General features: G+C 60.4%; 20 protein-coding genes and 2 pseudogenes. 4 read left to right on the forward strand and 18 right to left on the reverse strand.

Going from position 1 to position 25,086, the window contains the following annotated elements; translation table 11 throughout:
* Positions 1-81 precede the first annotated feature (81 nt).
* Positions 82-823, reverse strand: a pseudogene (gene istA, locus BLW71_RS12065) (IS21 family transposase); the annotation flags it as partial.
* Between the two features lie 149 nt (positions 824-972).
* Between istA and BLW71_RS12070 the strand changes: the two are divergent.
* From BLW71_RS12070 to BLW71_RS12080, 3 genes and pseudogenes are all read left to right on the forward strand, one after another.
* The gene (locus BLW71_RS12070) at positions 973-1,953 is read left to right on the forward strand and encodes an IS110 family RNA-guided transposase (protein WP_286161986.1); all 981 of its coding nucleotides are present in this window, start codon (positions 973-975) and stop codon (positions 1,951-1,953) included.
* A gap of 306 nt (positions 1,954-2,259) precedes the next feature.
* A complete protein-coding gene (locus tag BLW71_RS12075; protein ID WP_091796526.1) occupies positions 2,260-3,528 on the forward strand; it encodes an IS256 family transposase in 1,269 nt (422 codons plus the stop codon).
* A gap of 43 nt (positions 3,529-3,571) precedes the next feature.
* Positions 3,572-3,901: pseudogene (locus tag BLW71_RS12080) on the forward strand (transposase); the annotation flags it as partial.
* 382 nt (positions 3,902-4,283) lie between these two features.
* On the opposite strand, the gene BLW71_RS12085 reads toward BLW71_RS12080, so the two are convergent.
* The 16 genes from BLW71_RS12085 to BLW71_RS12160 all read right to left on the reverse strand — a co-directional run bounded on the left by BLW71_RS12085 (position 4,284) and on the right by BLW71_RS12160 (position 23,003).
* Positions 4,284-5,467, reverse strand: a protein-coding gene (locus tag BLW71_RS12085) for an IS3 family transposase (RefSeq protein ID WP_091793237.1) whose coding sequence is annotated in 2 segments (ribosomal slippage) — positions 4,284-5,203 and positions 5,203-5,467 — 1,185 coding nt in all. Because the reading frame shifts where the segments join, the coding sequence is not laid out codon by codon here.
* 259 nt (positions 5,468-5,726) lie between these two features.
* On the reverse strand, positions 5,727-5,978 hold the full coding sequence (tnpB, locus tag BLW71_RS42775) for an IS66 family insertion sequence element accessory protein TnpB (RefSeq protein WP_091796527.1): 252 nt from the start codon (positions 5,976-5,978) through the stop codon (positions 5,727-5,729).
* Positions 5,975-6,370 carry an IS66-like element accessory protein TnpA gene (tnpA, locus tag BLW71_RS12095; RefSeq protein WP_177205015.1) on the reverse strand — a complete coding sequence of 132 codons (396 nt, stop codon included), beginning with the start codon at positions 6,368-6,370 and terminating at the stop codon, positions 5,975-5,977. Before tnpA ends, tnpB begins: the two co-directional genes overlap by 4 nt.
* A 364-nt stretch (positions 6,371-6,734) precedes the next feature.
* The gene (locus tag BLW71_RS12100; RefSeq protein ID WP_091796529.1) at positions 6,735-7,796 is read right to left on the reverse strand and encodes an NAD-dependent epimerase/dehydratase family protein; all 1,062 of its coding nucleotides are present in this window, start codon (positions 7,794-7,796) and stop codon (positions 6,735-6,737) included.
* A gap of 54 nt (positions 7,797-7,850) precedes the next feature.
* Complete coding sequence (locus BLW71_RS12105) at positions 7,851-9,749, reverse strand: rhamnan synthesis F family protein (protein ID WP_218157116.1); 1,899 nt, start codon at positions 9,747-9,749, stop codon at positions 7,851-7,853.
* Between the two features lie 127 nt (positions 9,750-9,876).
* Positions 9,877-11,784: a rhamnan synthesis F family protein gene (locus BLW71_RS12110; RefSeq protein WP_218157117.1), complete on the reverse strand. Its 1,908-nt coding sequence runs from the start codon at positions 11,782-11,784 to the stop codon at positions 9,877-9,879.
* 407 nt (positions 11,785-12,191) lie between these two features.
* Complete coding sequence (locus tag BLW71_RS12115) at positions 12,192-13,124, reverse strand: CgeB family protein (RefSeq protein ID WP_177205016.1); 933 nt, start codon at positions 13,122-13,124, stop codon at positions 12,192-12,194.
* A gap of 44 nt (positions 13,125-13,168) precedes the next feature.
* Entirely contained in the window at positions 13,169-15,619 is a 2,451-nt protein-coding gene (locus BLW71_RS12120) for a glycosyltransferase family protein (RefSeq protein ID WP_091796533.1), read from the reverse strand.
* A 166-nt stretch (positions 15,620-15,785) separates the two neighbouring features.
* Positions 15,786-16,532 (reverse strand): ABC transporter ATP-binding protein, encoded by a 747-nt coding sequence (locus tag BLW71_RS12125; RefSeq protein WP_091796534.1) that lies wholly within the window; start codon positions 16,530-16,532, stop codon positions 15,786-15,788.
* 13 nt (positions 16,533-16,545) lie between these two features.
* Positions 16,546-17,328 (reverse strand): ABC transporter permease, encoded by a 783-nt coding sequence (locus tag BLW71_RS12130; RefSeq protein WP_091796535.1) that lies wholly within the window; start codon positions 17,326-17,328, stop codon positions 16,546-16,548.
* A 46-nt stretch (positions 17,329-17,374) separates the two neighbouring features.
* Positions 17,375-18,286, reverse strand: a complete 912-nt coding sequence (locus tag BLW71_RS12135) for a glycosyltransferase family 2 protein (RefSeq protein ID WP_091796536.1) — start codon at positions 18,284-18,286, stop codon at positions 17,375-17,377.
* Between the two features lie 103 nt (positions 18,287-18,389).
* Positions 18,390-19,289, reverse strand: coding sequence for a dTDP-4-dehydrorhamnose reductase (rfbD, locus tag BLW71_RS12140; RefSeq protein ID WP_091796537.1), 900 nt, complete (start codon positions 19,287-19,289; stop codon positions 18,390-18,392).
* A 7-nt stretch (positions 19,290-19,296) separates the two neighbouring features.
* Entirely contained in the window at positions 19,297-19,848 is a 552-nt protein-coding gene (rfbC, locus tag BLW71_RS12145) for a dTDP-4-dehydrorhamnose 3,5-epimerase (protein WP_091796538.1), read from the reverse strand.
* On the reverse strand, positions 19,833-20,726 hold the full coding sequence (gene rfbA, locus BLW71_RS12150; RefSeq protein WP_091796539.1) for a glucose-1-phosphate thymidylyltransferase RfbA: 894 nt from the start codon (positions 20,724-20,726) through the stop codon (positions 19,833-19,835). The genes rfbC and rfbA overlap by 16 nt, the downstream gene beginning before the upstream one ends.
* 10 nt (positions 20,727-20,736) lie before the next feature.
* The gene (gene rfbB, locus BLW71_RS12155) at positions 20,737-21,798 is read right to left on the reverse strand and encodes a dTDP-glucose 4,6-dehydratase (RefSeq protein WP_091796540.1); all 1,062 of its coding nucleotides are present in this window, start codon (positions 21,796-21,798) and stop codon (positions 20,737-20,739) included.
* A 293-nt stretch (positions 21,799-22,091) separates the two neighbouring features.
* Complete coding sequence (locus tag BLW71_RS12160; RefSeq protein ID WP_091796541.1) at positions 22,092-23,003, reverse strand: GDP-mannose 4,6-dehydratase; 912 nt, start codon at positions 23,001-23,003, stop codon at positions 22,092-22,094.
* 204 nt (positions 23,004-23,207) lie between these two features.
* Between BLW71_RS12160 and BLW71_RS12165 the strand changes: the two genes are divergently transcribed.
* A complete protein-coding gene (locus tag BLW71_RS12165) occupies positions 23,208-24,086 on the forward strand; it encodes a symmetrical bis(5'-nucleosyl)-tetraphosphatase (RefSeq protein WP_091800762.1) in 879 nt (292 codons plus the stop codon).
* Between the two features lie 128 nt (positions 24,087-24,214).
* Here the strand turns inward: BLW71_RS12165 and BLW71_RS12170 are convergent, their stop codons facing one another.
* Positions 24,215-25,075 (reverse strand): lysophospholipid acyltransferase family protein, encoded by an 861-nt coding sequence (locus tag BLW71_RS12170; RefSeq protein ID WP_091796542.1) that lies wholly within the window; start codon positions 25,073-25,075, stop codon positions 24,215-24,217.
* Between the last annotated feature and the right edge of the window lie 11 nt (positions 25,076-25,086).

Here is a 25,086-nt window from a genome sequence, read left to right on the forward strand (position 1 = left end):
ATCAGCCTGAAATTATGTCGCCATGGGCGCGTGAATCTGACAGGCAATACAGGGTCATTAAGAGGCACCGCGACATTTTTTTTACCACACCATACTCGTGGCCCAGGCCGCGGTTATTGCGCGTGCCCTCCATGCCGTAATGGTCGAGTAACGCCGCATAACGTGTCGTGAAGTCCTCCTGCTCCTGCAAGTTCTTGAAGGCGGCCGACAGGCTGTCAGAGCGATGTTCGTGCGGGCTGCCGCCCGCCTGCCATAGCGCGTTCTGCAATCCCGCAGCGAGGGCCTCGAAACTCTCGCCGCCCTCAACAACGTTCGCATACTCCCAGCGCGAGAACGCCAGTACGAAGTGATACAGCCGGTGGCCGAACGGGGCGCCGCCGATCGTCACGCACAGCTTGCTCATATCGGTGAAGTCCGACAGTCCGCGCACGCCGGGCTGATGCTCCTGGGGGAAGAACACCTCCAGGCTAGGCCCTTCGAGTGCCCGCCACTGGCGAATACGTCGCTCCAGCGTGCGACGCATGCTATCGGGATATCGATCCGGGTGATCATCCTGCAGCTTGCGCAAGATCGTGATGCCCATCAGGTTGGGCGCGTTGCGCAGCAACGGTACGACTTCGCTGTCCCATACGTCGACGAAGGGATCAGGGCGGGTCCGCCATGATTGGCGTGGCTTCTGGGAGGGCAACGTGGCATCGCGCTCGATGCGGCGTGCCGTACGCACGCTGATGCCGGTCTTGGCGGCCGCGACTTCCTGCGGATGGTGTTTGCGCTTGTTCATGTAGAGACGAACCTGTTGGTCGGTAATGCGGGTTCCAGACATGAGCTGACCGCTTTTTATTTAAGCTTCGATCAGCCCATCCTAAAGCCCCGTCGACCTGGCGCCGCCGGTGGTTCGTCGTCTCCGGCGGCTACGCCGCCTCCAACTCCTCACCACCGGCCAAAACAATCGTCAACGACCGGCCAAGACAATTGTCGCCGCCCAGTCAGGATCAGCTCGGTCGAGCGGTGTTTCGCAAGAAGGCAAGCCGCAAGCAGCTCGTCGAGTTTTTTGCCACCTTCCATGCGTGCACCGTCGTCATGGAAGCCTGTGCTGGTGCGCATTTCCTGGCACGCAAACTGACCAGTTTTGGGCACCAGGTCAAACTCGTCTCTCCGCAATTCGTGCGGCCGTTCGTCAAGAGCAACAAGAACGACTTCGTGGACGCCGAGGCGATCTGCGAGGCGGCATCGCGCCCGTCCATGCGGTTCGTTACGCCAAAGACCGAATCACAGCAAACGCTAGCGGCATTACATCGGGTACGCGAATCACTGATCCGCGACCGCACGAAGACGACCAACCAGATACACGGTTTCCTACTTGAATTCGGCATCAGCCTACCGGTTGGCCACGCCGTTATCGCCCGTCTACCCTCAGTGCTTGCCGAGCATTCGTTGCCTGCACGCCTGATCTCGATCCTTGAGAGACTACATGCGCACTTCAAGTACCTCAGCGAACAGATCGGTGAGATCGACAGGGAATTGGTCCGGCAGCTCGCTGACGACGACCTCGGTCAGCGCCTGCTGTCTATTCCCGGTGTCGGTCCTGTCACGGCCAGCATGCTCGCGGCCGAGATGGGCGACGGCAAGCAGTACGCCTGCAGCCGGGACTTTGCTGCCTCCATCGGACTGGTGCCTCGCCAGTACAGCACAGGGGGCCGGGCTAACCTGCTAGGCATCAGCAAGCGAGGTGACAAGAACATTCGGCGTCTACTGGTGCAGTGCGCCAGAGCCTACATGATACGGCTTGAGCGGCAATCCGGCCGCCTGGCCGAATGGGCTCGCGCCATGCTTGCACGCCGACATTCCAACGTGGTGGCCTGTGCGTTGGCCAACAAGCTGGCACGAACGGCCTGGGCTCTCGCTACGCGCCACACCACGTTCAATGCGGGAGCGAATTCGATGGCAAGCTGAGCATCGGACTCCGCATATATTTTACCGAAGTGCACCCACCTGGTTTTGCGATCGCTGAAATTTGATGACGTGAATGGCACACCGGCCTGGCGGACAACCTGAACACTAAATTGGCTTCCGAAGCCGAAGATTTTTTCAGGATCACCAGGCGCGATTCTCATCGTGGCGCGGAGAGCTATCTCCACAACGACGCCGGATAGATTTACGCAAGCCAATCCACTACATCAAAAACCAGCCTTGCAAAAATGGGAGTGACCATAGATTTAGTGTGCCGAGGTCATGAGACGATAGCGGAAACAACGTTCTATGACCGAAGCAACCGTGAACAAGAAGAGCAAGAACCCGAAGGCGCCGAAGCTGTTCCCCGACGAGCTGATTGATCAATTGCTGGCGCAGATTCAGAACAAGGACGCCGAGTCGGTTCTCGGCGAATCGGGCCTGGCCGGGCAGTTGAAGAAGCAACTGGCTGAGCGCATGCTGGCGGCGGAGCTCACGCATCACCTGGAGAACGAGCCCGGGCAAGGCAAGGCCGGCAACCACCGCAACGGCACGAGCCGCAAGACGGTCATCACGCCCAACGGCGAACTGAATCTGGACATTCCGCGTGACCGGCAGGCGACGTTCGAGCCGCAACTGGTGGGCAAATATCAGCGCCGGCTGCCGGGCTTCGACGATCACGTCATCAGCATGTACGCGCGCGGCATGAGCGTGCGCGAGATACAGGGCCATTTGCTGGAGCTGTACGGCCTGCAAGTGTCGCCCGACCTGATCTCCACCGTCACCGATGAAGTGCTGGCCGAAGTCGAGCAATGGCAGCAACGACCGCTTGAGGCGATGTATCCGATCGTGTATTTCGACGCTCTGCGGCTGAAGATTCGCGACGAAGGCACGGTCAAAAACAAGGCGGTGTACCTGGCGCTGGGCATTCGCGCCGACGGCCGCAAGGAAGTGCTGGGTTTGTGGATCGAGCAAACCGAGGGAGCCAAGTTCTGGCTGAAGGTCTTCAACGAACTGAAGAATCGTGGCCTGCACGACATTCTGATCGCGGTGGTTGACGGTCTGCGCGGCTTCCCGGAGGCGATCGAGGCGGTCTATCCGGCCGCCCGGATTCAGACCTGCATCGTGCATCTGATCCGCAACTCGCTGAATCTGGCGAGCTGGAAGGACCGTAAGCCGCTGGCTGCCGCGCTCAAGCCGGTCTATCAGGCCGCTACCGCCGAAGCCGCCGAGGCGGCGCTGCAAGCCTTCTCTCAAAGCGAATGGGGCAGGAAATTCCCCACGGTCGCGGCCATGTGGCAACGCCAATGGGAACAGGTGATTCCCTTCTTCGCCTATCCCCCCGAGGTGCGTCGAATCGTTTATACGACCAACGCGATTGAGAGCATGCACATGCAGTTGCGCAAGATCGTCAAGAACCGCGGTCATTTCCCCAGCGACGAAGCCGCCAGCAAACTGCTGTATCTGGCCTTGCGCAACATCGAAAAGGATTGGAAGATGCCGCCTATCACCTGGCGGCAAGCGGTCAATCAGTTCGCCATTCTGTTCGGCGAGCGATTCACCTCCGCCATGAGCTGAGATTTTTTAATCGACCTCAGCACACAAAATTCCTGACACCTCCGCATTCGGGCGGCTCAAGCAGAGCGACAAGCCAATCTTGCATTCCGACCAGGGCTGGCAATATCAGATGGCGGTGTACCGGCGCCTTCTTGAGAACCGTTCGATCACACAAAGCATGTCGCGCAAGGGCAACTGCTATGACAATGCCGCCATGGAGAGCTTCTTCGGCACCCTCAAAGCGGAGTTCTTTTACCTCAACAAATTTGATAATCTTGACGAGCTGGAGGTCGGCATAAAGGACTATATCCGGTACTACAACAATGACCGTATCAAGCTAAAACTGCAGGGCATGAGTCCCGTAAAATATCGGACTCAATTCGGTCAGGCGTAGCCATCTAACCGTCCAACTTCTGGGGGTCAGTCCACTATCCTGGTGGACACTATCCTCACGTGCTATACCGCTTCGTTCAAGATGGGTTCGCCGTGCGCTTACCGAGCATCAGTCCCTCGCGCGTCTTGATCCGCAAACCACGGACGTCCTGTAGGTACCTAACATATTCGCGCAGGACCTCTGAGTCCAAACACTGCGGTTCTGCGTGATGCCTGATCGACGATCCAGAAACAACCTGGAGCAGGTGGCGTATCGCAGTTTGCGAGCTGAGGCGTTGGCGCCGATTTATGCAACGATCGAGAAAGCGTTCGACCAAATCTGAATTGATTGAGCGTGGATCCTTGACCTTGCCCCCGTTTGACGAATCCCATAGCTGGGTGAATTATGCGGCTTCGCCTCTATGAGCCGCGAACCAGTTCTTTTCGAATGTCATGGGGCTGACGTAATCGAGCGTTGAATGTAACCGGCGCGCGTTGTAAAAACCCAGCCAGTCAATCACCTCATCCATTGCTGCCCGCCGGGTGGGGAAGTGTCGTCCGTGCATGCGTGCTACCTTCAGCGAACCCCATAGACTTTCCGTCGGCGAGTTATCCCAACAATTTCCACGTCGGCTCATCGACGAACGCATGCCGTAGGCCTTCAACGCGTCCTGAAACAGGCCGCTGCAATACTGGCTGCCCCTGTCGCTATGCACGATTACGCCGGCGTCAGGGCGACGCCGGAACCACGCCATTCGCAATGCGTCCGTGACCAGTTCAGCCTTCATGTGCGGCTGCATCGACCAGCCCACCACCTGCCTGCTGAACAGGTCGATGATGGCCGCGAGGTAGACCCAGCCTTCGGCTGTCGCCAGGTACGTGATGTCGGTCGTCCAGACCTGGTTCGGTGCGTTAGCGGTGAAGTCGCGCTCCAACAGATTCGGCGCCACCGGCAAATCGTGGTTCGAGTTCGTCGTCGCGATGTACTTGCGCTTGTGGCGGGCTCGAATGCCATGCTGCGCCATCAGTTTGCGAACCCGTTCTTTGCCCACGCGCACGCCTTGCGTGAGCAACTCCTTCCACATGCGAGGCCAGCCGTATTCGCCCTTGACCTGCATGTGAATCGCCTTGACTTGCGCGAGCAGCGCATCGTTGCTTACGCGGCTACGGTGCGGCTTGTCGTGCGCGGTGCGTTGCCGGCGCTGATGATATCCGCTGGGACTGACTTCCAGCACTTCGCATAGGACCGAGACTGGCCAGCGGCGTCGATTGTGCTCGATGAACGCGTACTTCACATCGATTCCTTCGCGAAGTACGCTGCGCACTTTTTTAATATGTCTCGCTCCATCTTCAGGCGCGCTACCTCCGCACGCAGCCGCGCCAGCTCCATCTGTTCCGGGCTCACAGGCTTCGTGCCTGCGCCCGCCAGCTTGCCTTCCCGGTCAGCCTTCACCCAGTTGTACAGCGTCTGTTCAACCACACCCAGTGTCGCCGCCACTGCTGCCATGCTTTGCCCGGCTTTGACCAGTCGTACCGCTTCCAGCTTGAACTCGAGCGTGTACTGTGCCCGCTTTGCCTTGCTTGTCATCGTTCTTCTCCTTGCTTGAGTTTACCTGCTCAGCAAGGGATTCGTTTTTCGGGGGCAAGCTCACCTTGCACCCGACCTGACTCAAGAATCGGTCAAATTGCGCGATACGCGCGAGGTAGACCTTGGTAGACGCGGGTTTGTAACCCGTCTCTGACAGCCGGGCGGCGATGCGATCAATCTCGCCACCAAGCGTGCCAGCGCGTAAGCGATTTAGGACTCTGGGGTACTGATAATAGAACTCCAACATGATCATTCCCTCCTATGACAGACGCCGGAAAATTAGCGCGTCAAGAGAGATTGAATGCTCAAAAATTATGTGGCGGAAATGCCTGGGATTCTGATGCCCCGCTGCCTCGCTAGGCTCACGCGAAACATAATGGGCGCCGTCACATAAGAATGGATCCTTCGCCAGCACGGTCTGCACCTTCGCGGCCAGGCCGTCGAAGCCGCAGCGCATATCCGCAAATCCGGCGGCAACCCAGATACGCGTGTTTGCCAACGAACCAATCATCGGCTCAGGCACTGGATCACCATGCGCAGCGTGTCGGGATCGACGCTCCCTTCACCGTGTATCTCGCCTCGTGGCAACTGGATGCGTATCTTGCCGGGCGCCGGTGCCGATGGCGTAGATGCTGCCGGTTCGCCCACGCCGCTGTCGCCGGCCTCATTCACGGTGACCGGCAGCAACGCGCATTCGCGACCGTTCACGCCAAGTCGTCCATCCAGATACTGCTTGCGCCAGTCGAACAACTGATTCGCCTTCAATTCGTGACTGCATGCAATCTCCGCCACTGAACGTCCGCCGGATAACGTCTCTTCGACAATCTGCCGTTTCTCGTCCACGGTACGCCGGCGATACTTCCGGGCGCCTTTGATTTCGGTGAATTCAGTCACTCTGTCCATGATTCCTTTGTGGACACAGTCACATTTGCCCCGGGAAAGCATGGCTTCGCCTTCATCAGGCGTCTATACGGTCAGAGTCGGACGGTTACGATCCAATAGATCGGATAGATACGGATAATCCGGTACAGCATTAACTGGCCGACGCTGTTGCGCCCGGCGAGCGTGGACATCAATTAGCCGAAGACGACGAAGAACGATGCGTCGCCAAGCGCGCCGGTCAACACGGCTGGCGTCCGGTCCCAGCGTCACATCGGGGCCACGTGTGTCCCAGAGGTGGTAGCTAGCGTGCCAGATCACGATCAGCAACGCGGCGATTGCTCTCAGATACCCGAGTTTTTTCATCAGTGCGTGTCTGCTCTTGCGTTCATCCCGTGGCCGCCTCGTCGATCCATTTGCACAAAGCCTTCACGCCGCGCTCCGCCGACCATTCTGGTTGCCAGCCAAGCTCCTTGCGGCTTCGCTCGATGTTGCACGATGCCGCACGTACATCGCCGTTCCGGAACATGCCATTTACCTCGGGTGCGGGCGCATCGTAAATGCCCGCGATCAAGGTCGCCAGTTGGCGGATGGTGGTCGCTTCGCCCGAGCCGACGTCGTATGCCGTGTGCGCGGCAAGCGGATCGATGGTCGCGATGGATGTCACGGCAGCCGCAACATCATCGATGTATACGAAGTCGCGGACGATCTCGCCGTCCTCATAGAGCGGAATGCTCTTGCCTTCACGCGCGAGCCGTGCGAATAACGACACAATTCCCGTGTAAGGATTACTGAGCGACTGACCCGGTCCGTAGACGTTCTGCAGGCGCAACACGCCGAGTTTCACGCCAAACGATTGAGCCCACGCGCGCAGAATGTACTCCTGGGTGAGTTTGGTCGAACCGTAAACGCTCGTCGGTTGCGGCTCCGTACGCGAGGCTTCGAACGGTAGGCACTTGAGGCCGGGGAAATCCCAGATCTTCTGTTCGAGCATTTCTGCCGAACGTTGTCCCGGATAGCTTATTGTGCCGGACGCGTCTTGCCATGCGCCCTCACCATAAACTGCACGGCTCGACGTCAGTACGATGCGCTCGGGCATGGCCAGGTGCCGCACCAGCGCGTCGAGCATTTGCGTTGTGCCCACGACGTTGACCATAGCATGGCGCGTAGACTCCGTGAGCGACTGGCCGGTACCGGTTTCGGCCGCGAGGTGGATGATCGTGTGCGGCTTGAGCGCCGGCATCAGCGAGTCCCATGTTTGCGCAGACGTCACATCGCCGACGATCAGTTCGACACCCGGATCCAGGCGTTCCGGACGGTCCGCCGTCTTGTGAATCTGCGGATGCATGTTGTCCACTGCGACTACACGATCGAAGTGGCGCAGCAGCAGCGGCGAAATCGCGCAGCCGATGAAACCGGCTCCGCCCGTTACGAGGCAAATTCGTGTCATGCTATTCATCCTTGTGTAATGCGTGAAATATCCGTGGCCCACGATGGCCGAACGTCAGCGGCCGCGCCGCGTGACGGTCCTGTAAGCAGGCCGAAGCACCCTGAACGCGCGGGGGAATCGGAACGCGGCCGCCCGCTTGATCGAAAGGAGAAACTCGTACCATGACCGGCGCACCGACGAGGTTCCCATTGGCGGAAGGCCCAACGCGCCCGTGGAAGACGTCGGGAAGCCTGCGCCTTTCCACTGTTCCAGCAGCGAGCACTGATAGTTGAACTCGCCGTTGGGCATCATCGACGACAGTTTTTGCAGCTTCCACTCCAGCATCGCGTAGTTCCAACCTGCATGCCGCGGGCTCAGGATCTGTTGGGTGGTATAGCGCGCGTCCTGCGCGACATAGCAGACGAGGCGCTCAAGCACGTGCGCGAGGCCACCATCGACATGTCGCGGTTCTGCATTGAAGTCAGTCCATTTCCACGGATGCGCGAACAGCTTGCGCAACGCCTTCGGGCGGAACCAGAACATCGTGCCAAAGGCGCCGACGGGGGTATCCTGATCGAACGGCACCTTGACACCAAGTAAAGCGGCAACCTCCTCGGCGCGTTGACGATTTCCGAACCAGGCGTGGCCCATGGTCGGATACGATATGTGCACGAGCGGGGGCACCGCGACACCGATCCATGGATTGTCGTGGAACATGTCGATCACGTTCGACGTGTAGCCCGAGCTGTTCAGGAGATTCTCGAACAGGTGACGCTTGAATAGATTGCCTTGCACCGCGGCTACTTGTGGGGATTTCTTGGTGTGCAGGCGACACACCAGTTCATAGCGGTCGCCCACGAACAAGTCCCGGCAACTGAGGAACAGCGCCGACATGTCCCGCCCACGGTTCTGTTCAACTACTCGCACGATCACTTCGCCGACGTTCTTGCGTCCGCTCACCGTTTCCTCGATGATCTCCTTTTTCGCCTGGGTCTCCGTCGTGGCGACAAAGTCGTACTCGCAGGGAATCGTGTCGGCCAGCGCCAGTATCTCGTCGAGCATCTCCGTGTAGTACACGTGCACGCACAGCGCGATACGTCCGCAACTGGCCGGCGTATCGCTCTGCTTGATCCGCACGTCGGGCAGCACGCTCGTCAATGCCCCGTTCGTGTTGAGCGTGCGCAACTCCGCCGAGCGCACGATGTTGCGCCAGATCATCGACCGGTCGTAGTCCGATGTCTGCTCCAGAATGTGCAGCGCGCGTGGCACGTCAGCCGAGTAGTGCTCCAGAAACCGAGGATCATGAAACAGGGCGCGCCGCTTCACCAGCGGGCTGCGATCAATCAGCGTCTCGTCGATGCCCAGGATCGCCGGGTAGTGCGTGCCATAGCGCGCGTTGTCCAGATAGGTCTCGCACACGTAGCCCAGCTTGGTGAAGTACTCCGTGAACACCGCCTCGTGGCTCAGAATCGCCTCTTCGTACGTCTTGCTGCCCTGCAGCCGCTCCCAGTACTGCCTGAACGTCTGCGAGCGCAGCATGTCGCCACGCACCACAACGAAATTCGTGTTCAGGTGATACGGCAGCTTGCCGTGGCCCGTGAAGGGATTCGGCGTCATCTCCAGGTGCGCCGTGATGCCCCAGAAATCGCACTCGCGCGAGCTCATTTCCTCGAACAACTCGGCAAACGGATACACCGGCCCATAGCACGTGTGGTTCACCATCAACACTTCGTCGTAGCGGCCCGCGCGGTCGAACTCGATCTTCTCCAGTCCTTCCTTGTACGCCAGAACGTCGAAGCCTTCGTTCGGACGCAACACCACCTCGTGAACCACGCCGCGCAGCGCGATCTCACCCTCCTTCGACAGCGGACCATTCGAGAAAAATATGATCTTCTCGACGAACCCACCCAACTCCTTCAACAGAAAGATGACGTAATCGTCGACTAATCCTTGCTCGTCGTAGAACGAAAACAAACATATCCGGCGCATAGTCGCCTTCAGCTGGAGTTGGTTTGGATTACTTGGTGTCACCGGTAACTTCCTTTGTGCAACGTTTTTTGGGCGAGTCGAACGAGTCTTCCCGATTAGAACCCGGTGCGTCTCATCGCCGCCGGATGGTCCCGCGATAGATGGGACGCAATACGTTCGCGACACGCGGCGAACGAAATGCAATGGAGCGCTTCGTCGCGCGCAGCAACTCTCGGAATGCGCGGCGAACCGACGACGGCGGCCCGACTTGCGGCGACAACGCCGGCCGATCTACTGATGACCGTGTCAGCGGATAGGCTGCGCTTTTCCACTGCGCCATGAGCGTGCACTGGCAATTGAACTCCCCGTTGGGCAACAACGCGGAGAGTTTTTGCAGTTTGTATTCCAGGACCGCGTAGCCCCAACTCGCATGCCGCGGGCTCAGGATCTGCTGCGTGGTGTAGCGCGCATCCTGCGCCACATAGCACATCAGACGTTCGAGCGCGTGGCCGAGCGTGCCTTCCATTGGATAGGGCTCCGGTTCAAAATCGGTCCATTTCCACCGATTCGCGAACAGCTTGCGCAGTGCCTTCGGGCGGAACCAGAACATGCCGCCATACGGTGCGACCGGCGTGTCGGTATCGAATTGCACTGACAGGTCGAGTAGCTTGGTGAGTTTCGTGGCTGCGGGCAGATTGCCGTACCAGGAATGCCCGAGCGTGCCGTACGAATACTGAATGACCGGTGGGATCGCCATGCCGATCCATGGATTGTCGTGGAACATGTCAATCACGTTCGACGTGTAGCCCGGGCTGTTCAGGAGATTCTCGAACATGTGCCGTTTGAAGATGTTGCTACGCCCCGCAGCCAAGTGAGGCGTCTTCTTGGTGTGCAGGCGACACACCAGTTCATAGCGGTCGCCCACGAACAAGTCCCGGCAACTGAGGAACAGCGCCGACATGTCCCGCCCACGGTTCTGTTCAACTACTCGCACGATCACTTCGCCGACGTTCTTGCGTCCGCTCACCGTTTCCTCGATGATCTCCTTTTTCGCCTGGGTCTCCGTCGTGGCGACAAAGTCGTACTCGCAGGGAATCGTGTCGGCCAGCGCCAGTATCTCGTCGAGCATCTCCGTGTAGTACACGTGCACGCACAGCGCGATACGTCCGCAACTGGCCGGCGTATCGCTCTGCTTGATCCGCACGTCGGGCAGCACGCTCGTCAATGCCCCGTTCGTGTTGAGCGTGCGCAACTCCGCCGAGCGCACGATGTTGCGCCAGATCATCGACCGGTCGTAGTCCGATGTCTGCTCCAGAATGTGCAGCGCGCGTGGCACGTCAGCCGAGTAGTGCTCCAGAAACCGAGGATCATGAAACAGGGCGCGCCGCTTCACCAGCGGGCTGCGATCAATCAGCGTCTCGTCGATGCCCAGGATCGCCGGGTAGTGCGTGCCATAGCGCGCGTTGTCCAGATAGGTCTCGCACACGTAGCCCAGCTTGGTGAAGTACTCCGTGAACACCGCCTCGTGGCTCAGAATCGCCTCTTCGTACGTCTTGCTGCCCTGCAGCCGCTCCCAGTACTGCCTGAACGTCTGCGAGCGCAGCATGTCGCCACGCACCACAACGAAATTCGTGTTCAGGTGATACGGCAGCTTGCCGTGGCCCGTGAAGGGATTCGGCGTCATCTCCAGGTGCGCCGTGATGCCCCAGAAATCGCACTCGCGCGAGCTCATTTCCTCGAACAACTCGGCAAACGGATACACCGGCCCATAGCACGTGTGGTTCACCATCAACACTTCGTCGTAGCGGCCCGCGCGGTCGAACTCGATCTTCTCCAGTCCTTCCTTGTACGCCAGAACGTCGAAGCCTTCGTTCGGACGCAACACCACCTCGTGAACCACGCCGCGCAGCGCGATCTCACCCTCCTTCGACAGCGGACCATTCGAGAAAAATATGATCTTCTCGACGAACCCACCCAACTCCTTCAACAGAAAGATGACGTAATCGTCGACTAATCCTTGCTCGTCGTAGAACGAAAACAAACATATCCGGCGCATAGTGTTGTTTGACCCAGCGTTCATTGTCTATCCGTAATGCAGGATGCTGAATATTCTATGTCCCGCATGATGTGAACCGCGACATCTGGCGAAAAGCAAGGGTTCTCCACCGGCAAGTAGTGCGTTGCACTGCCTATCGTTCTCGCCAAATATGCGCAATTGCGCGCGTATCCGTGACGCGAACGAGCTTGCGATTGTATCGCCACTGTTCGACCGTCCGCCCACTGTGACTCACCGCAACCTCGAAGTGCATAAGTCGAAACTGCAGCCAATTTGGGGCACTATTCTACTGCGATTGCCCCCACGGATGATAACTGCACACATCCGCGTCCAGCGGTCGCAAACCCTAGTATCGTGCAAGCCTGCAAGTTGGCTCGCAATCGGCGGTGCTGCTAATGGTTGTTTTCAACCGTCCCATGCGAGACCACGACTTCCAACACGCGTGCACAACGATTCGCGTACATATGGTCACGTAGGGTCCGATCTCGCGCGGCACTGGCTATCGACTTCGCGCGCGCCGGGTCGTCGCGTAACATCTCTACGTGTCTGCGCAATTCGACTGGCGTGTCAAAAAGCAGGATCTCACTGCCCTCCTCGTAGTAGCGCTCGATCTCTAGGCTCTCGACGAAGAAGCACTGCACGGTCCCGGCCGCCGCCGCTTCGAAGGTGCGCGGTCCGGGTGTCGACGCTTCGAGGTTGAACCGGCTATTGGCGAGGTTGAAACGCCGGCCCAGATTCAGCGTCGCTAGAGAACCGGCGCACCAGTCGGGTAATTCGTCATTGGCGATGCGCCGATTTTCGGCAAAAGGCGTGTCCTTTGGCCATTCTGATCCGAACACCGACACTTTGAACGGCGCCAGCGCCCGCGCGCAGTCGCGCAGCAATGCAGCCCGGTTCGGAAAGCCGACGCCGCAGAAGAATACATCGCGCGCCTTCTGCGGATTCCACGGGCGCACGTGCGCCGCCGAGTCCGCAGCAAGCGGGAGATGATGAACACACGGATGCGCATAGTGCGTGGCTGTCCAGCGATCGTTCGAGAAGATGATGTCCGCGAGCGGAATAATCTTGTAGGAGAAATCGAATTCGTAAGGATCGTCGTGAAGCCAGAATGCGAGGCACGCCCCGGTATCGAGCGCCACTTCCTTAAGCCCTAAATAGTGCGACGTCGAAGGCATGCACGAGCCGAACACCAGAACGAGATGCGGCTCGAAATCACGCGCGGTCTGCTCCGCGGTCTCAAGCGAGCAGATACGCACCGCGCTCACCTGCGCTAGTGAACGAAAGCCATCGCCGACATATCCTCGCAGGACGGCGTTGTTGTTCACCGAGTCCGGCGACGCGCCGCAGACCAGCACTCGCATGGTGCTACTCATACGCGGCTCCGCACGCGGTTCACGACGAGCCTGAGCGTCTGCTTCAGCCCGTGCGAGCGATAGACGCTCGCGAGCCGGCGCGCCTTGAAGATGAGCCGGGCGGCGGACGACTCGCTCACGCCAGGCCTTTCGTTTACACCGACGTGCCATTTCGTCGACGGCAGAACGATGCCCATGTCGGCAAGGCCCGGATGCTTAATCTCCGCCGCCGCATAGACCTCAGGCTGCCGCGTGCGCAACAGCGCGCTATAGGCGTGGCGCAACGCTTCAACATGCGGCGACAGGCTTGCATATAGCTGTTCGGAAATTCCCGCGCGCAGCGTGTCAAGCAATTCGGGCTCGTCGATGAGACGGCGCACGACGTCCACGAGTTGTCCTTCGCTGGCCGGCGCGATCTTCAGGCCGTTCACCCCGTGCTGAACCCGTTCGCCCAACGCGCCGATATCGCTCACGATCGGCACGAGCCCCTGTTGCCACGCCTCCGACAAGGTTAGGCAATACGTCTCCGGCCAAATGGACAGATGCAGCGACGCGTCGCATTCCTTGAGCGCATCGGGAAGCGCATCCGCGGAATATGAACCATGCACGATCACGTTGCCAAGCTTCTGCGCACGCACGAGATTCCCGTAACTAAAATCGATGCGGCCGAACACGTGGAACTCGACGGGCGCATCGGCGAGCATCGGCAACGCGCGTCCGATCAAGTCACCGCCCTTTTGCTGCGTCACATTGCCAAGAATCGCAATTTTCAGCTTCGTCGACGATGAGTGCTGCCGCACGCGCACCGGGCCGTCCAGCACCGGCACCGGCAGGATGACTGCACGCTCGTGCTGCCGCACCGCGGGCAGCATCTTCGCGTAGATGCTGCGCGTCGATTCCGTATTGAAGACAATGAGGTCGCAACGGCGCATCACATCGTTCCAGAAGGCTCGCCGCCGCGTCTGGGAACCGGGCGCGATGCGATGCTTCTGCCACAGGCAGACATCGCATTGGGAGATGGAAACGTCCGGCGCCCCGCAGAACTCGTGCTTGAACGAAAGCAAGTTGAACTCGTGGCAGACGGGGAAAAAATCATGGGCGGTGAACGCAATCGGCACGCCCAGACAGGACGCCACGTAGACCAGCGACGGGACATGCCCGATGAAGTGGTGGAAATGGACCAGATCGACGCCTTGCTCCAGCAGCGCGCGCCGAAACGCCTGCTCCTGTGCGGGCGAAGTCAGCATGTCCGCATTGAATGCCTCGTTCACCCGGTAGCGTTGAATCTCAGTGTAATCGTCGGAAAACACGCGCGCCTCGCGCGCTTGCGCGCCTTCGCCCGGGAGGTAGAACAGCACCTTCCAGTCCGAGCCGAGCTTCGTGCGAATGCGCTCGAGATACACTTCAATGCCGCCGAAATTGCCGAAACTCACCACGTTGTGCACCACGAACATCAGCGTACGCGGCTTTTGTGTGTCGACGCACGGCGTGCTGCGCGCGATGCCGCGCGCTTCAGCCAGGATCGCATCGACGCGCCTGTCGTAAGTGTGCTCGGCGAGCGCGCGCTTGCGCGCCGCCTCGGCAATCGAATCGCGATACGAGCGGTCCTCGATCACGCGGGTCGCTTTCGTCATGAAGTCCGCCGTGGACGAGAAAAGGATGATCTCCTTGTCCGGCTCGAAGGATCGCGCGACTTCGCGCAGCGAGTCGTGCACCATCTGCACGCCGCCCGCTAGCGCCGCTTCGAACAGACGCGGTGGCGGCGTCTCCCCATATTCGCGCCCGCCGACTGACGCCGAGAACACGCGCGGCAGCAGCAGCGTAATCGCGCTGCGATTCACAAAGCGCGCGAATTCCGGCGGCGGCGTACGCCACGACAGGGTGCTTTCGGGCAAGTCCACGCCGTGCGGCGGCAGAAACGGATTGGTTGGCAGTGCGAGCTTGAACTTCCAGTCCCCTGGCATCCCGGTGAGGATCGAACGCACGAAAGCGCTTCGATTCGGCCAAGCCGTGCCCGCGAAAAAAAGATCGTAGCGCAGGGGACGATCCGCGGGCTGCAAGGGGAACGAATGAAACTCCACCGCGCCCGCGAGCGGCAAGTGGCGCCCCTTCGCGCCATAAGCGGCGACGCTCGACGAATCGTTCGTGAAAGCGAGATCGAACAGCCGCGCATGACGCAGATTGACTTCCAGCTCGTAGGGGTCTTCAGTGACCCACAGGATCGAACGCCCACACACTGCAGCTACGCGCTGGCACAGCACCTCGTCCAGTTCCTCTCCATCGAACGCGATGAACAGATTGCACCCATTCTTCGCCGCCACGGCGACCGCGTCGAGCGGCTCGGCCTTCGCGACGAACGCGACGTGCGGATGCCGCTGCAGCGCGCTGAAGAGCGCCAGGCAGATGTAGTGATTCGGGTTTCTGTACTTCGTATCGAATAGCAGAACCCGAAATGAATGGTCATTCATGCGGTATCTCGGGAAGCACACCTGGTTGCCATTCGAAGCTCCAAGGCGACCAGATGGGCGTCTGGGTCGGTTATCGTTCAGGCGAGACGGGCAGGCCGCTCTCCGTTTGATGGTTTGGCCCGACGATCCGCCGGCGCCCACGACGATTCCCTTCGTATGACGGGGGTTACGACGTCGCTTCGTATTGCGACAGCACTTCTTCCATCGGACCGAAGCCACGAACGCGACCGCGCTCCATCCACAGTACCTTGTTGCAGACTCGGCGAATCTCCGGATTCGAGTGCATCGCGAGCACAACGATTTCCGCGCGGCTGTGCAGATCGGCGAGGCGGTCCTGCGCCTTGTGCATAAACGAGGCATCGCCCACGCCCATCACTTCGTCGAGCAGGAGGATCTCGGCGTCGACGGCGGTGGAAACAGCGAACGCGAGACGCACACGCATACCGCTCGAATAAGTCCTCAGCGGCAGGTCGAGGTAGTCGCCCAGTTCGCAGAATTCCGCGATGGCCTGTTGCTTCTCGCGAATCTCGCTATCCGACATGCCGAGCAACAGCCCGCGCAGACGAATGTTCTGCATGCCGGTCGAGTTTTCATCCATGCCGAGGCTGATGTCGAGCAGCGGCACGATCTTGCCGTTGCTGCTGACGGTGCCGGAGGTCGGCGCATAGATGCCCGCCATCGTGCGTAACAGCGTAGATTTGCCCGCACCGTTTTGACCGATAAGGCCGACGCGATCGCCCTTCTCGAAGCGCAGATCGACGTTGTCGAGCGCACGCACGACAATCACGCCGTCGTTGTCTTCCGCGATGGTGTTCCTGCGGCCGATGCGCATCACTTTTTTCTTCAGCGAGCGGCCACGGACATCGTAAATAGGCAGGTCGAGCGTCGCGCCCTTGAGTTCGATAAATGCCATGTTCTGCTCTCTGTTACACCCAGTACGGGATGCGCTTAAGGTAACGGCCGGTCAACGACATCGCCAGCAGCCAGCCCACGGCGGCCATGCCAAGGCAAATTCCCCACGTCTGTGCGCTTGGAAACTGCCCGATCAGCGGCGCGCGCACCAGGTCGATCAGATAGGCAAGCGGGTTCCACTCGACAAGGAAGGTGAAACGGCTCAGCGCCTTCGGGCGGAAGATGATCGGCGTGATATAGAACGCAATCTGAATCAGCGCGTTGATGATCTGCGGCAGATCGCGAAAGCGCGCGGACAGCAGGCCGACCACCATCGCGATCCACATCGCGTTGAGAATGTAGAGCACGAGCGCAGGCAAGAACAGCGGCAGCGTCTCCCAACTCTTCACGCCAAATGCGGCAAGCAGAATAACTACGATCACGAAATTGTGCGCCAGAATGACGAGATTGCGCCACACCACTTGCAGAACGTAGATGAGCTTCGGCGTCGAGGCCTGCCGGATGAACTGGCCGCTGCTGATATAGGCCAGTCCGCCTTCGGTCACCGTCGTCGCGAACATGCCCCACATCACGAGACTGACGGCAAGGAACGGCAAGTAATCTTCCATCGACTGGCCGAACAGCGTCCCGTACACCAAGCCGATCGAACCGATCATCACGCCCATACTGATCGTTAGCCAGAACGGACCCACACGCGAGCGCGCGTAGCGCTGGCGCACTTCCAGCCAGCCTAGCAGCGTCCACAGCCGCCAGGAGCCGAGGCTTTGAATCAAGTCTTCTGTACTTTGTCTTAACATTGCGACCTTTCAACGAAGTTCATTGTTCATCTGTAGCAGCGCGCGTTCAGGGTTGTTCGAACGCGCCCAGCTTGCCGATGAGTCCGTGCCACATGCCGCGCAGCGCCATCTTGAGGTGCTGCCCGCGCGGCTCAAGCCAGCCACCGTAAATCACGAGCCGAACGGGCAGCTTCACCAGTTCGCTCCATTTCCACGCGGATGGCATATAGCCGCGGAGAATCAGCGCCGTCGCGTTGCGAAACAAATAGTAGTGACGCAGCGGGCTATGACTTGGATACGCCCGTCCCAGCACGCGGATGGGCTCACCCCCGAGAGAGTGCGCGAGGTGCAAGGTGGGGGAGCCAAGTGTCTCGTATCCCCTGTTTCGCGCCCGCACGCACCATTCTAGATCCACGAAATCGATGAAAAGCGCGTCGTCCATCGGACCGATCTCATGCCACGCAGACAGATTGATGCACGATCCCGACGAGATCAGGAAGTCCACGGAGATGAGTTCGATCCCGGCCGGCTCGATTCGCTCGAGCCCTGGAAACCGGAACCGCACAAACGGCGCCGTGCCGCCGAGCCGCGCATCGTCGTAAGCCGGGCCGATCAACGCGACGCGCCGCCCCGAGCTCACCTCACGCTCGAGCAGTGCCGGCAACCCAGCGAGCAACTCGCCGGAAGGCTCGCTGTCCTGATCGAAGATCAGCGCGCATGAACAACCGCGTTCGAGCAGTTGCGCGACGCCTTGGTTGATGCCGGTGGCGACGCCACGATTCCCTCCGTTCGGCAGATAAACCACCCTATCGTGTAGCCCTAGATCCGAGGCGCTGCGGCGAATCTCTGTGTTGTCGATCACGACGCACAGGCCGAACTCGGCGAAGCGGTTCGCGCGCCTGATGCAGTCGTCGTCGGGGTGATAGAACACGACGACGATGCCGACTCCGCGCGCCTCAGCCACAACGCGCTGACGCATTCTGTGAATTGCGTCGAAGAGGGAGCATCCCCAAGCCATCACCGGCGGAAGTGGCGAGACCGGAAATCTTCGCCACCATGAGCGGACCGTTCGGCAATGGCACTTAGCGCTCGAGGGAAAGCTGCAGCGCGCGGTCCCATTCCGGCGCCTTCAGCCCGAAGGCCTTCGATAGCTTCTCGTTCGACATGCGTGAATTCGAAGGACGAACCGCCGGAACCGGATAGGCCGATGCCGGAATCGGATTGACCTTGGTCTTCTTTTCAAGACCGGACAGACGGAAAATCGCTTCCGCGAAGCCATGCCACGACGTCGCCCCGGATGCGGTGAGGTGATACACGCCGCTGTGACGCTGCCACCAGTCGCGCGTATCGCTCTCATCCGCGGCGCGAGCCTGCGACAGCACGCCCGCGGTTAACGTCGCAATGGTGTTGGACCACGTCGGCGCGCCGATCTGGTCCGCGACCACGTTGAGCTCGTCCTTCTCCGCCCCTAGCCGCAGCATGGTGAGGAGAAAGTTCTTGCCGCGTGTGCCGTATACCCAGCTCGTGCGGAAAATCAGATGATCGCAACCCGATGCCGCGATCGCCTGCTCACCCGCGCGCTTGCTCTTGCCGTAGACGTTTTGGGGATCGACGGCGTCGTCTTCGACATACGCGCCGTCCTTCTTGCCGTTGAATACATAGTCCGTCGAGTAGTGAACCAACGCGGCGTTGAGCTTCTTCGCCTCTTCGGCCAACACGCCGGGGGCCTCGGCGTTCAGCCGCATGGCTGCGTCGACGTCAGTCTCGGCCTTGTCGACGGCCGTGTACGCAGCCGGATTCACGATGAGCGCGGGCTTTATCTCACGCACGACACGGCGGATATGGTCGAGATCGCTCAAGTTAAGGCCGTTGCGATCGAGCGCGACTACGTTGCCGAGACCCTGCAGGCTGCGAGCCAGTTCGAAGCCGACCTGACCGTTGATGCCAGTCAACAGAATGGTGCGTTGTTCAGGCGTCCTCATGGCGTCCTCACTCGAAGCAATCGGCTTCGGACAGGCGTTTGCCCGCGGCATCCTTGGCGGCGAGGAGCGGCTCGAAGTCGATCGGCCATTCGATGCCTATGTCCGCGTCGTTCCACGCGATGCTGCGTTCGTGAGCCTGATACCAGTAATCCGTGGTCTTATAGAGGAACTGCGCCGACTCCGACAGCACGACGAAGCCGTGCGCGAAACCCGGCGGCACCCACAACTGACGGTGATTTTCCTCCGACAGATTCACCCCCACCCATTTGCCGAAATTCGGCGAACTCTTGCGGATATCGACAGCGACATCGAACACTTCGCCTTCGACCACGCGCACGAGCTTGCCCTGCGGATGTTGGATCTGGTAATGCAGCCCGCGCAGCACTCCCTTCGCGGAACGTGAATGGTTGTCCTGCACGAACTCTACGCCGGCTTCGACCTGCTCGGAGAATTCCTGCGCGTTGAAGCTCTCGTAGAAGAAGCCGCGCGCGTCGCCGAACACCTTCGGCCCGATGATCTTGACTTCGGGCAATGCCGTTGCGGTTACTTGGATGGCCATGCGACTTGGTCCGTAAGAATGGTTTGCAAATATTGCCCGTAAGCGTTCTTCGCGAGCGGTTTAGCGAGCTTAAGCAGTTGCTCGCCATCGATCCACTGCCGACGGTAGGCAATCTCTTCCGGACACGCCACCACCAGACCTTGGCGCTTTTGCAGAGTCGCGATGAACGTCGCGGCTTCGATCAGCGAATCGTGCGTGCCAGTATCGAGCCACGCATAACCGCGGCCCATGATCTCGACATTGAGCGCGGCGTTGGCGAGATAACGCGAATTCACATCGGTAATTTCAAGCTCACCACGCGGCGAAGGCTTGATGTCCGCCGCGATATCGCACACTTGCTTGTCGTAGAAGTACAAGCCCGTGACTGCGTAGTGCGAGCGTGGCTTGACCGGCTTTTCTTCGATCGACAGCGCGCGGAACTGCTTGTCGAATTCGACTACGCCGTACCGCTCCGGATCGTGCACGTGATACGCAAACACCGTCGCACCGTCCTCTTTCTCATTCGCGCGTTCCAGTTGCTTCGCGAGATCGTGGCCATAGAAAATGTTGTCGCCGAGAATCAGCGCCGACGGATCGTTACCCACAAAATCCCGGCCGATGATGAACGCCTGCGCGAGCCCATCCGGCGACGGCTGAACCGCGTACTGGATATTCATGCCCCACTGGCTGCCGTCGCCCAGCATCGCTTCGAAGCGCGGCGTGTCCTGCGGCGTCGAAATGATCAGCACGTCGCGAATGCCCGCCACCATCAGCGTGGAGAGCGGATAGTAGATCATCGGCTTGTCGTACACAGGCAGCAACTGCTTGGAGACTACATGCGTAATCGGGTACAGGCGTGTGCCCGATCCACCCGCCAGAATAATGCCTTTGCGCGCCATTGCCGTGCCCTTACGCGCGCTGCGCGTAGTTGGTCTCAACCCACTTGCGATAGTCGCCGGAGGCAACTTCGTCCGACCATGCCTGATTGTCCAGATACCACTGGACCGTCTTCGCGAGGCCCGTCTCGAATGTTTCCGCCGGCTTCCAGCCAAGTTCGCGTTCGAGCTTGCGGGCGTCGATCGCATAGCGGCGGTCGTGGCCCGGACGATCTTTCACATAGGTGATCTGGTCGCGATACGAAGCGCCGACCTTCGGACGCAACTGATCGAGCAGGTCGCACAGCGTATGCACGACCTCGAGATTCTTGTTCTCGTTCCAGCCGCCGACGTTGTACGTCTCGCCCGGCGTGCCGCGCGTGAGCACTTCGCGGATCGCGCTGCAATGGTCGCCGACATACAGCCAGTCGCGCACGTTCTGACCGTCGCCATAGACCGGAAGCGGCTTGCCGCCGAGCGCGTTGGCGATCATCAGCGGAATCAGTTTCTCGGGGAACTGGTACGGACCGTAGTTGTTCGAGCAGTTCGTGGTCAGCACCGGCAGGCCATACGTATGATGGTAGGCGCGCACCAGATGGTCGGAACCCGCCTTGGTGGCCGAGTAAGGGCTATTCGGCGCGTACGGCGTGGTCTCGGAGAATTGCGGATCGGTAGCGGACAGCGAGCCGAACACTTCGTCGGTCGAGACGTGCAGGAAGCGGAACGCGGCCTTATCATCCCCGCCGAGCGTATTCCAGTACTGACGGGTGGCCTCGAGCAACGTGAAGGTGCCAACCACGTTGGTCTGTACGAAATCAGCCGGGCCGTGGATCGAACGGTCCACATGGCTTTCAGCGGCAAAGTGCAGCACGGCACGCGGCTTGTGCTCGGCAAAAAGCGCGTCGAGCGCGGCGCGATCGCAAATATCCGCGCGCACGAAAATGTGCTTCGGATTGTTTTGTTGCGACTTGAGCGTACCCAGATTGCCGGCGTAGGTCAGCTTGTCTATATTCAGCACCGCTTCGTCCGACGAATCGAGCCAGTTGAGCACGAAATTGGCGCCGATAAAGCCGGCACCTCCCGTTACCAGGATCATGAAATTACCTTCTAGATGTTGGTGCCAGATCGAATCGGTTCGCCGATCCACGCCCCGCGTTGGGTATCCCATTCTTGTCAGCGCCCTACGCAGCCCCTTCGCACAGCGGCAGGCGCTCAAACACCGATCTTATGAAGCCGCAATTATAAAGCCGCCCGGGGCAAAAACCACACCCCTAACAACTTGAAACAGCTTGACAAGTTTGGTTTCCACTGACTTGCACGGGATGGCATGACGCGGCGCTACAGCGCAAGATGACGGCAGATGACCGCAAACACCACCGATTGCGCCAGTTAAGCCGCCAACATCCAACGAAGCGTGTCGATGAACGGAATTGCCTCGACCTCCGGCACGAGCGTGCGCAGCTTTGCGGGCGATCCGGCCAGCATCTTCACATCGGTTTGCCGCACGAAGGCGGGGTTGATCTGGATCTCGAGCTCGTGGCCGGTCAGGTCGCTTGCCGCTGAGAGGATTTCGCGCAATGTGAAGGGAGTGCCGGTACAGACATTGACCGTCTCGGCGGCGGCTTCGGAGTCGAGCAGCGCTTCATAGGCGCTCGCCACGTAGCGCACGTCGGAGAAATCGCGCGCAACATCGATATTGCCGAGTTCAATCGACGGTTCACGGCGCGCAAAGTGCTCGACGATCTTCGGCACGAGGAAGTTCGATGCCTGGCCGCGGCCGGTGTAGTTGAACGGCCGCACGATCAGGATCGGCAGCCGGTCGAACCAGGTCCGCACCATTGTTTCCATCGCCGCCTTGCTGGCGGCGTAGTGGTTGACCGGCGTGACCGGAAAACTCTCGTCGATCGCGTCGCTCGTCACATTGCCGTAGACGTTCGCGCTGCTCGCAATCAACAGCTTGCGCGGCGTGTGACCCACGGCGGCGCACGCCTCCAGCAGATTCAGCGTGCCGAGCACGTTGACGCGGTAAAAGTCGAGCGGATCGTTATGGCCCACGAAGCTGATTGCAGCCAGATGGACGATGTAGTCGGGGCGCGCAATCTCGATCGCGCGCCGGCAGGCGTCCGGCGACGTGATGTCGAGCCTCACGCGAGTGGGCGTTTCCGGCTCGTTGCGCCCGGCGACCGTTTCGATCACAGTGTGGCCTCGGCCGAGCAGGTTATCGACCAGATAGCGGCCAGTGAAGCCGCTCGCGCCGGTTACGAGCGTACGGATAGGTTGCTGCGCATGAAAAGACGACATGCTGTTCTCCGTTCACGAGGGTCATCGTGTTGTGCTGCAATATCGCGCGCGCCGTTCGCCGGGGCGCTTGCCGGCGGCGTCTTGCGCCGCCTGACGCGATACGGGCACTTCAAACGGGCTATTATGTCACGCTAGCATGCTGCACCGCCCAACGCGGCACGCCTTGTGCGTAACAGCATGTATCAAACCGCACTCACTTCCTCGATGACACCCGCCACTCTGTCTTCCGCTTCCTCCGCCCAGCACCCGGTCCCGCTCGCGTTCGGGGATCTGCAAGGTTGCCGCACGCCGTTCCAGCAACTGCTCGCCAAGGCCGCGCCGCCGGCCGGCACGCCGCTGTGGTTCGCGGGCGACCTGATCAACCGCGGCGCCGAGTCGCTCGCCACGCTGCGCGACGTGATCGCGCTGGGCGAGCGCGCGGTGCCGGTGCTGGGCAATCACGATCTGCACCTGCTGTCGGTGTCGGCGGGGATTCGCAAGTCGAAGAAAGGCGACACGATCGACGAGATTCTCGCCGCGCCGGATGCCGCCGACCTGCTCGAATGGGTCCGGCACCGTCCGCTCGCCCACTTCGACAACGGCATGCTGATGGTCCATGCCGGCGTTCTGCCGCAGTGGGATGCGACCATGACGCTCGAACTCGCCGACGAATTGCAGCGCGCCCTGCGCGCGCCGAACTGGAAGGAAACGCTCGCCGGTTTGTACGGCAATGAGCCGAACCGGTGGAAGCCGGGACTGAAGGGCATCGAGCGCCTGCGCCTGACGTGCAGCGCGTTGACGCGACTGCGCTTCTGCAACGCCGAAGGCACGATGGATTTCAGCAGCAGCGGCGGCCTGAACGCGGCGCCGCCCGGTTGCATGCCGTGGTTCGATGTGCCGTCGCGCGAGACTGCCGACGTGACGGTCGTGTTCGGTCATTGGGCCGCGCTCGGCTTGACCTTGCGCGACAACCTGATTGGACTCGACTCAGGCTGCGTGTGGGGTGAAAAACTGTCTGCCGTGCGACTCGCGCGGAATCCCGCGGAACGCACGCTGACGCAGGTCGATTGTGATAACTGTCGCGCGCCGGGCGGCGGCAACTAAGGCAGTCACTAAGGACGGCCACTAAGCGCCACAATGACGCGCGGACAAGTGAGGAAGACAACCAGGAGCGGCAATTGAGCGCGCCAACCAAGGGCGCCACATAAGCGCAGCGACCCGGCCCAACGCCGTTAGGCCGAACGCCCTGATTGATCGACCTCACTAACCTGATTCGTCTGGTCGGCCAGTTCGATCGACGTTACCGTGGAGGCGGGTGTGGCGCCCCGCTCCACGATCACCGCGCCGCTCACCGCGGCGCCGCTTTGCATCTGCCGCAACGCCTGCGCAATCACGCCTTCCGCCTCCGCCGCCAGCGTGCGACGGTCCGCGCCCGGCGCGAGCGGCGCGCCCACGTAGACATGCGCGGTCAATGGTCCGCCACGCAGCAGCAGATTCAACGAATCGGCGAGCGACAGATCGTCGATATAGGCCGGCGCGGTGGACTGCCGGCCCTGCGCGTCCTCATACATGATGCACAGCGGCTGCACCGGCACGGACGCCGACACGGCAGCCTGAAACATGTTCGCGTGAAACGGCAGCACCGCGAGTCCATTGGAAGTGGTGCCCTCGGGAAACACGCACATCAATTCGCCTGCACCGAGACGGTCGGACAGTTCGTGCATGATCCGCTTCGTGTCGCTACGCTTCTCGCGCTGAATGAACACCGTGTCCAGCTGCTGCGCGAGCCAGCCGACCACCGGCCATTGCCGGATTTCGGCCTTCGAGACAAACGGCGTGGGACGCCACGCGTTGATCACGTAAATGTCGATCCACGAAATGTGGTTGGCGACCACCAGCGCGCCGCGGTCGAGCCGCTCGCTATCGTTATGCACGACGAGCCGCATGCCGCACAGGCGCAACATCTTCAGCGACCATTCGCGATTGAGCGCGTGCCGCACGTCGGCGCCGGCTTTGGGAAAGCGCGTCGCCACGATCCACATGCCGTGCAGCAGATGAGCGACGAGGCGGGCCTTGCGTAACGCGAGCTTCATGGTCGGGGCGT

It is taken from the genome of Burkholderia sp. WP9, assembly GCF_900104795.1.
GTDB lineage: Bacteria > Pseudomonadota > Gammaproteobacteria > Burkholderiales > Burkholderiaceae > Paraburkholderia.

Bases quoted from the DNA above. Each gene is read 5' to 3' on its own strand.
- BLW71_RS12075 (WP_091796526.1), top strand. From the start codon at position 2,260: ATGACCGAAGCAACCGTGAACAAGAAGAGCAAGAACCCGAAGGCGCCG.
- tnpB (WP_091796527.1), bottom strand. From the start codon at position 5,978: ATGATTGGTTCGTTGGCAAACACGCGTATCTGGGTTGCCGCCGGATTT.
- tnpA (WP_177205015.1), bottom strand. From the start codon at position 6,370: ATGGACAGAGTGACTGAATTCACCGAAATCAAAGGCGCCCGGAAGTAT.
- BLW71_RS12100 (WP_091796529.1), bottom strand. From the start codon at position 7,796: ATGACACGAATTTGCCTCGTAACGGGCGGAGCCGGTTTCATCGGCTGC.
- BLW71_RS12120 (WP_091796533.1), bottom strand. From the start codon at position 15,619: ATGAATGACCATTCATTTCGGGTTCTGCTATTCGATACGAAGTACAGA.
- BLW71_RS12125 (WP_091796534.1), bottom strand. From the start codon at position 16,532: ATGGCATTTATCGAACTCAAGGGCGCGACGCTCGACCTGCCTATTTAC.
- BLW71_RS12130 (WP_091796535.1), bottom strand. From the start codon at position 17,328: ATGTTAAGACAAAGTACAGAAGACTTGATTCAAAGCCTCGGCTCCTGG.
- BLW71_RS12135 (WP_091796536.1), bottom strand. From the start codon at position 18,286: ATGCGTCAGCGCGTTGTGGCTGAGGCGCGCGGAGTCGGCATCGTCGTC.
- rfbD (WP_091796537.1), bottom strand. From the start codon at position 19,289: ATGAGGACGCCTGAACAACGCACCATTCTGTTGACTGGCATCAACGGT.
- rfbC (WP_091796538.1), bottom strand. From the start codon at position 19,848: ATGGCCATCCAAGTAACCGCAACGGCATTGCCCGAAGTCAAGATCATC.
- rfbA (WP_091796539.1), bottom strand. From the start codon at position 20,726: ATGGCGCGCAAAGGCATTATTCTGGCGGGTGGATCGGGCACACGCCTG.
- rfbB (WP_091796540.1), bottom strand. From the start codon at position 21,798: ATGATCCTGGTAACGGGAGGTGCCGGCTTTATCGGCGCCAATTTCGTG.
- BLW71_RS12160 (WP_091796541.1), bottom strand. From the start codon at position 23,003: ATGTCGTCTTTTCATGCGCAGCAACCTATCCGTACGCTCGTAACCGGC.
- BLW71_RS12165 (WP_091800762.1), top strand. From the start codon at position 23,208: ATGACACCCGCCACTCTGTCTTCCGCTTCCTCCGCCCAGCACCCGGTC.
- BLW71_RS12170 (WP_091796542.1), bottom strand. From the start codon at position 25,075: ATGAAGCTCGCGTTACGCAAGGCCCGCCTCGTCGCTCATCTGCTGCAC.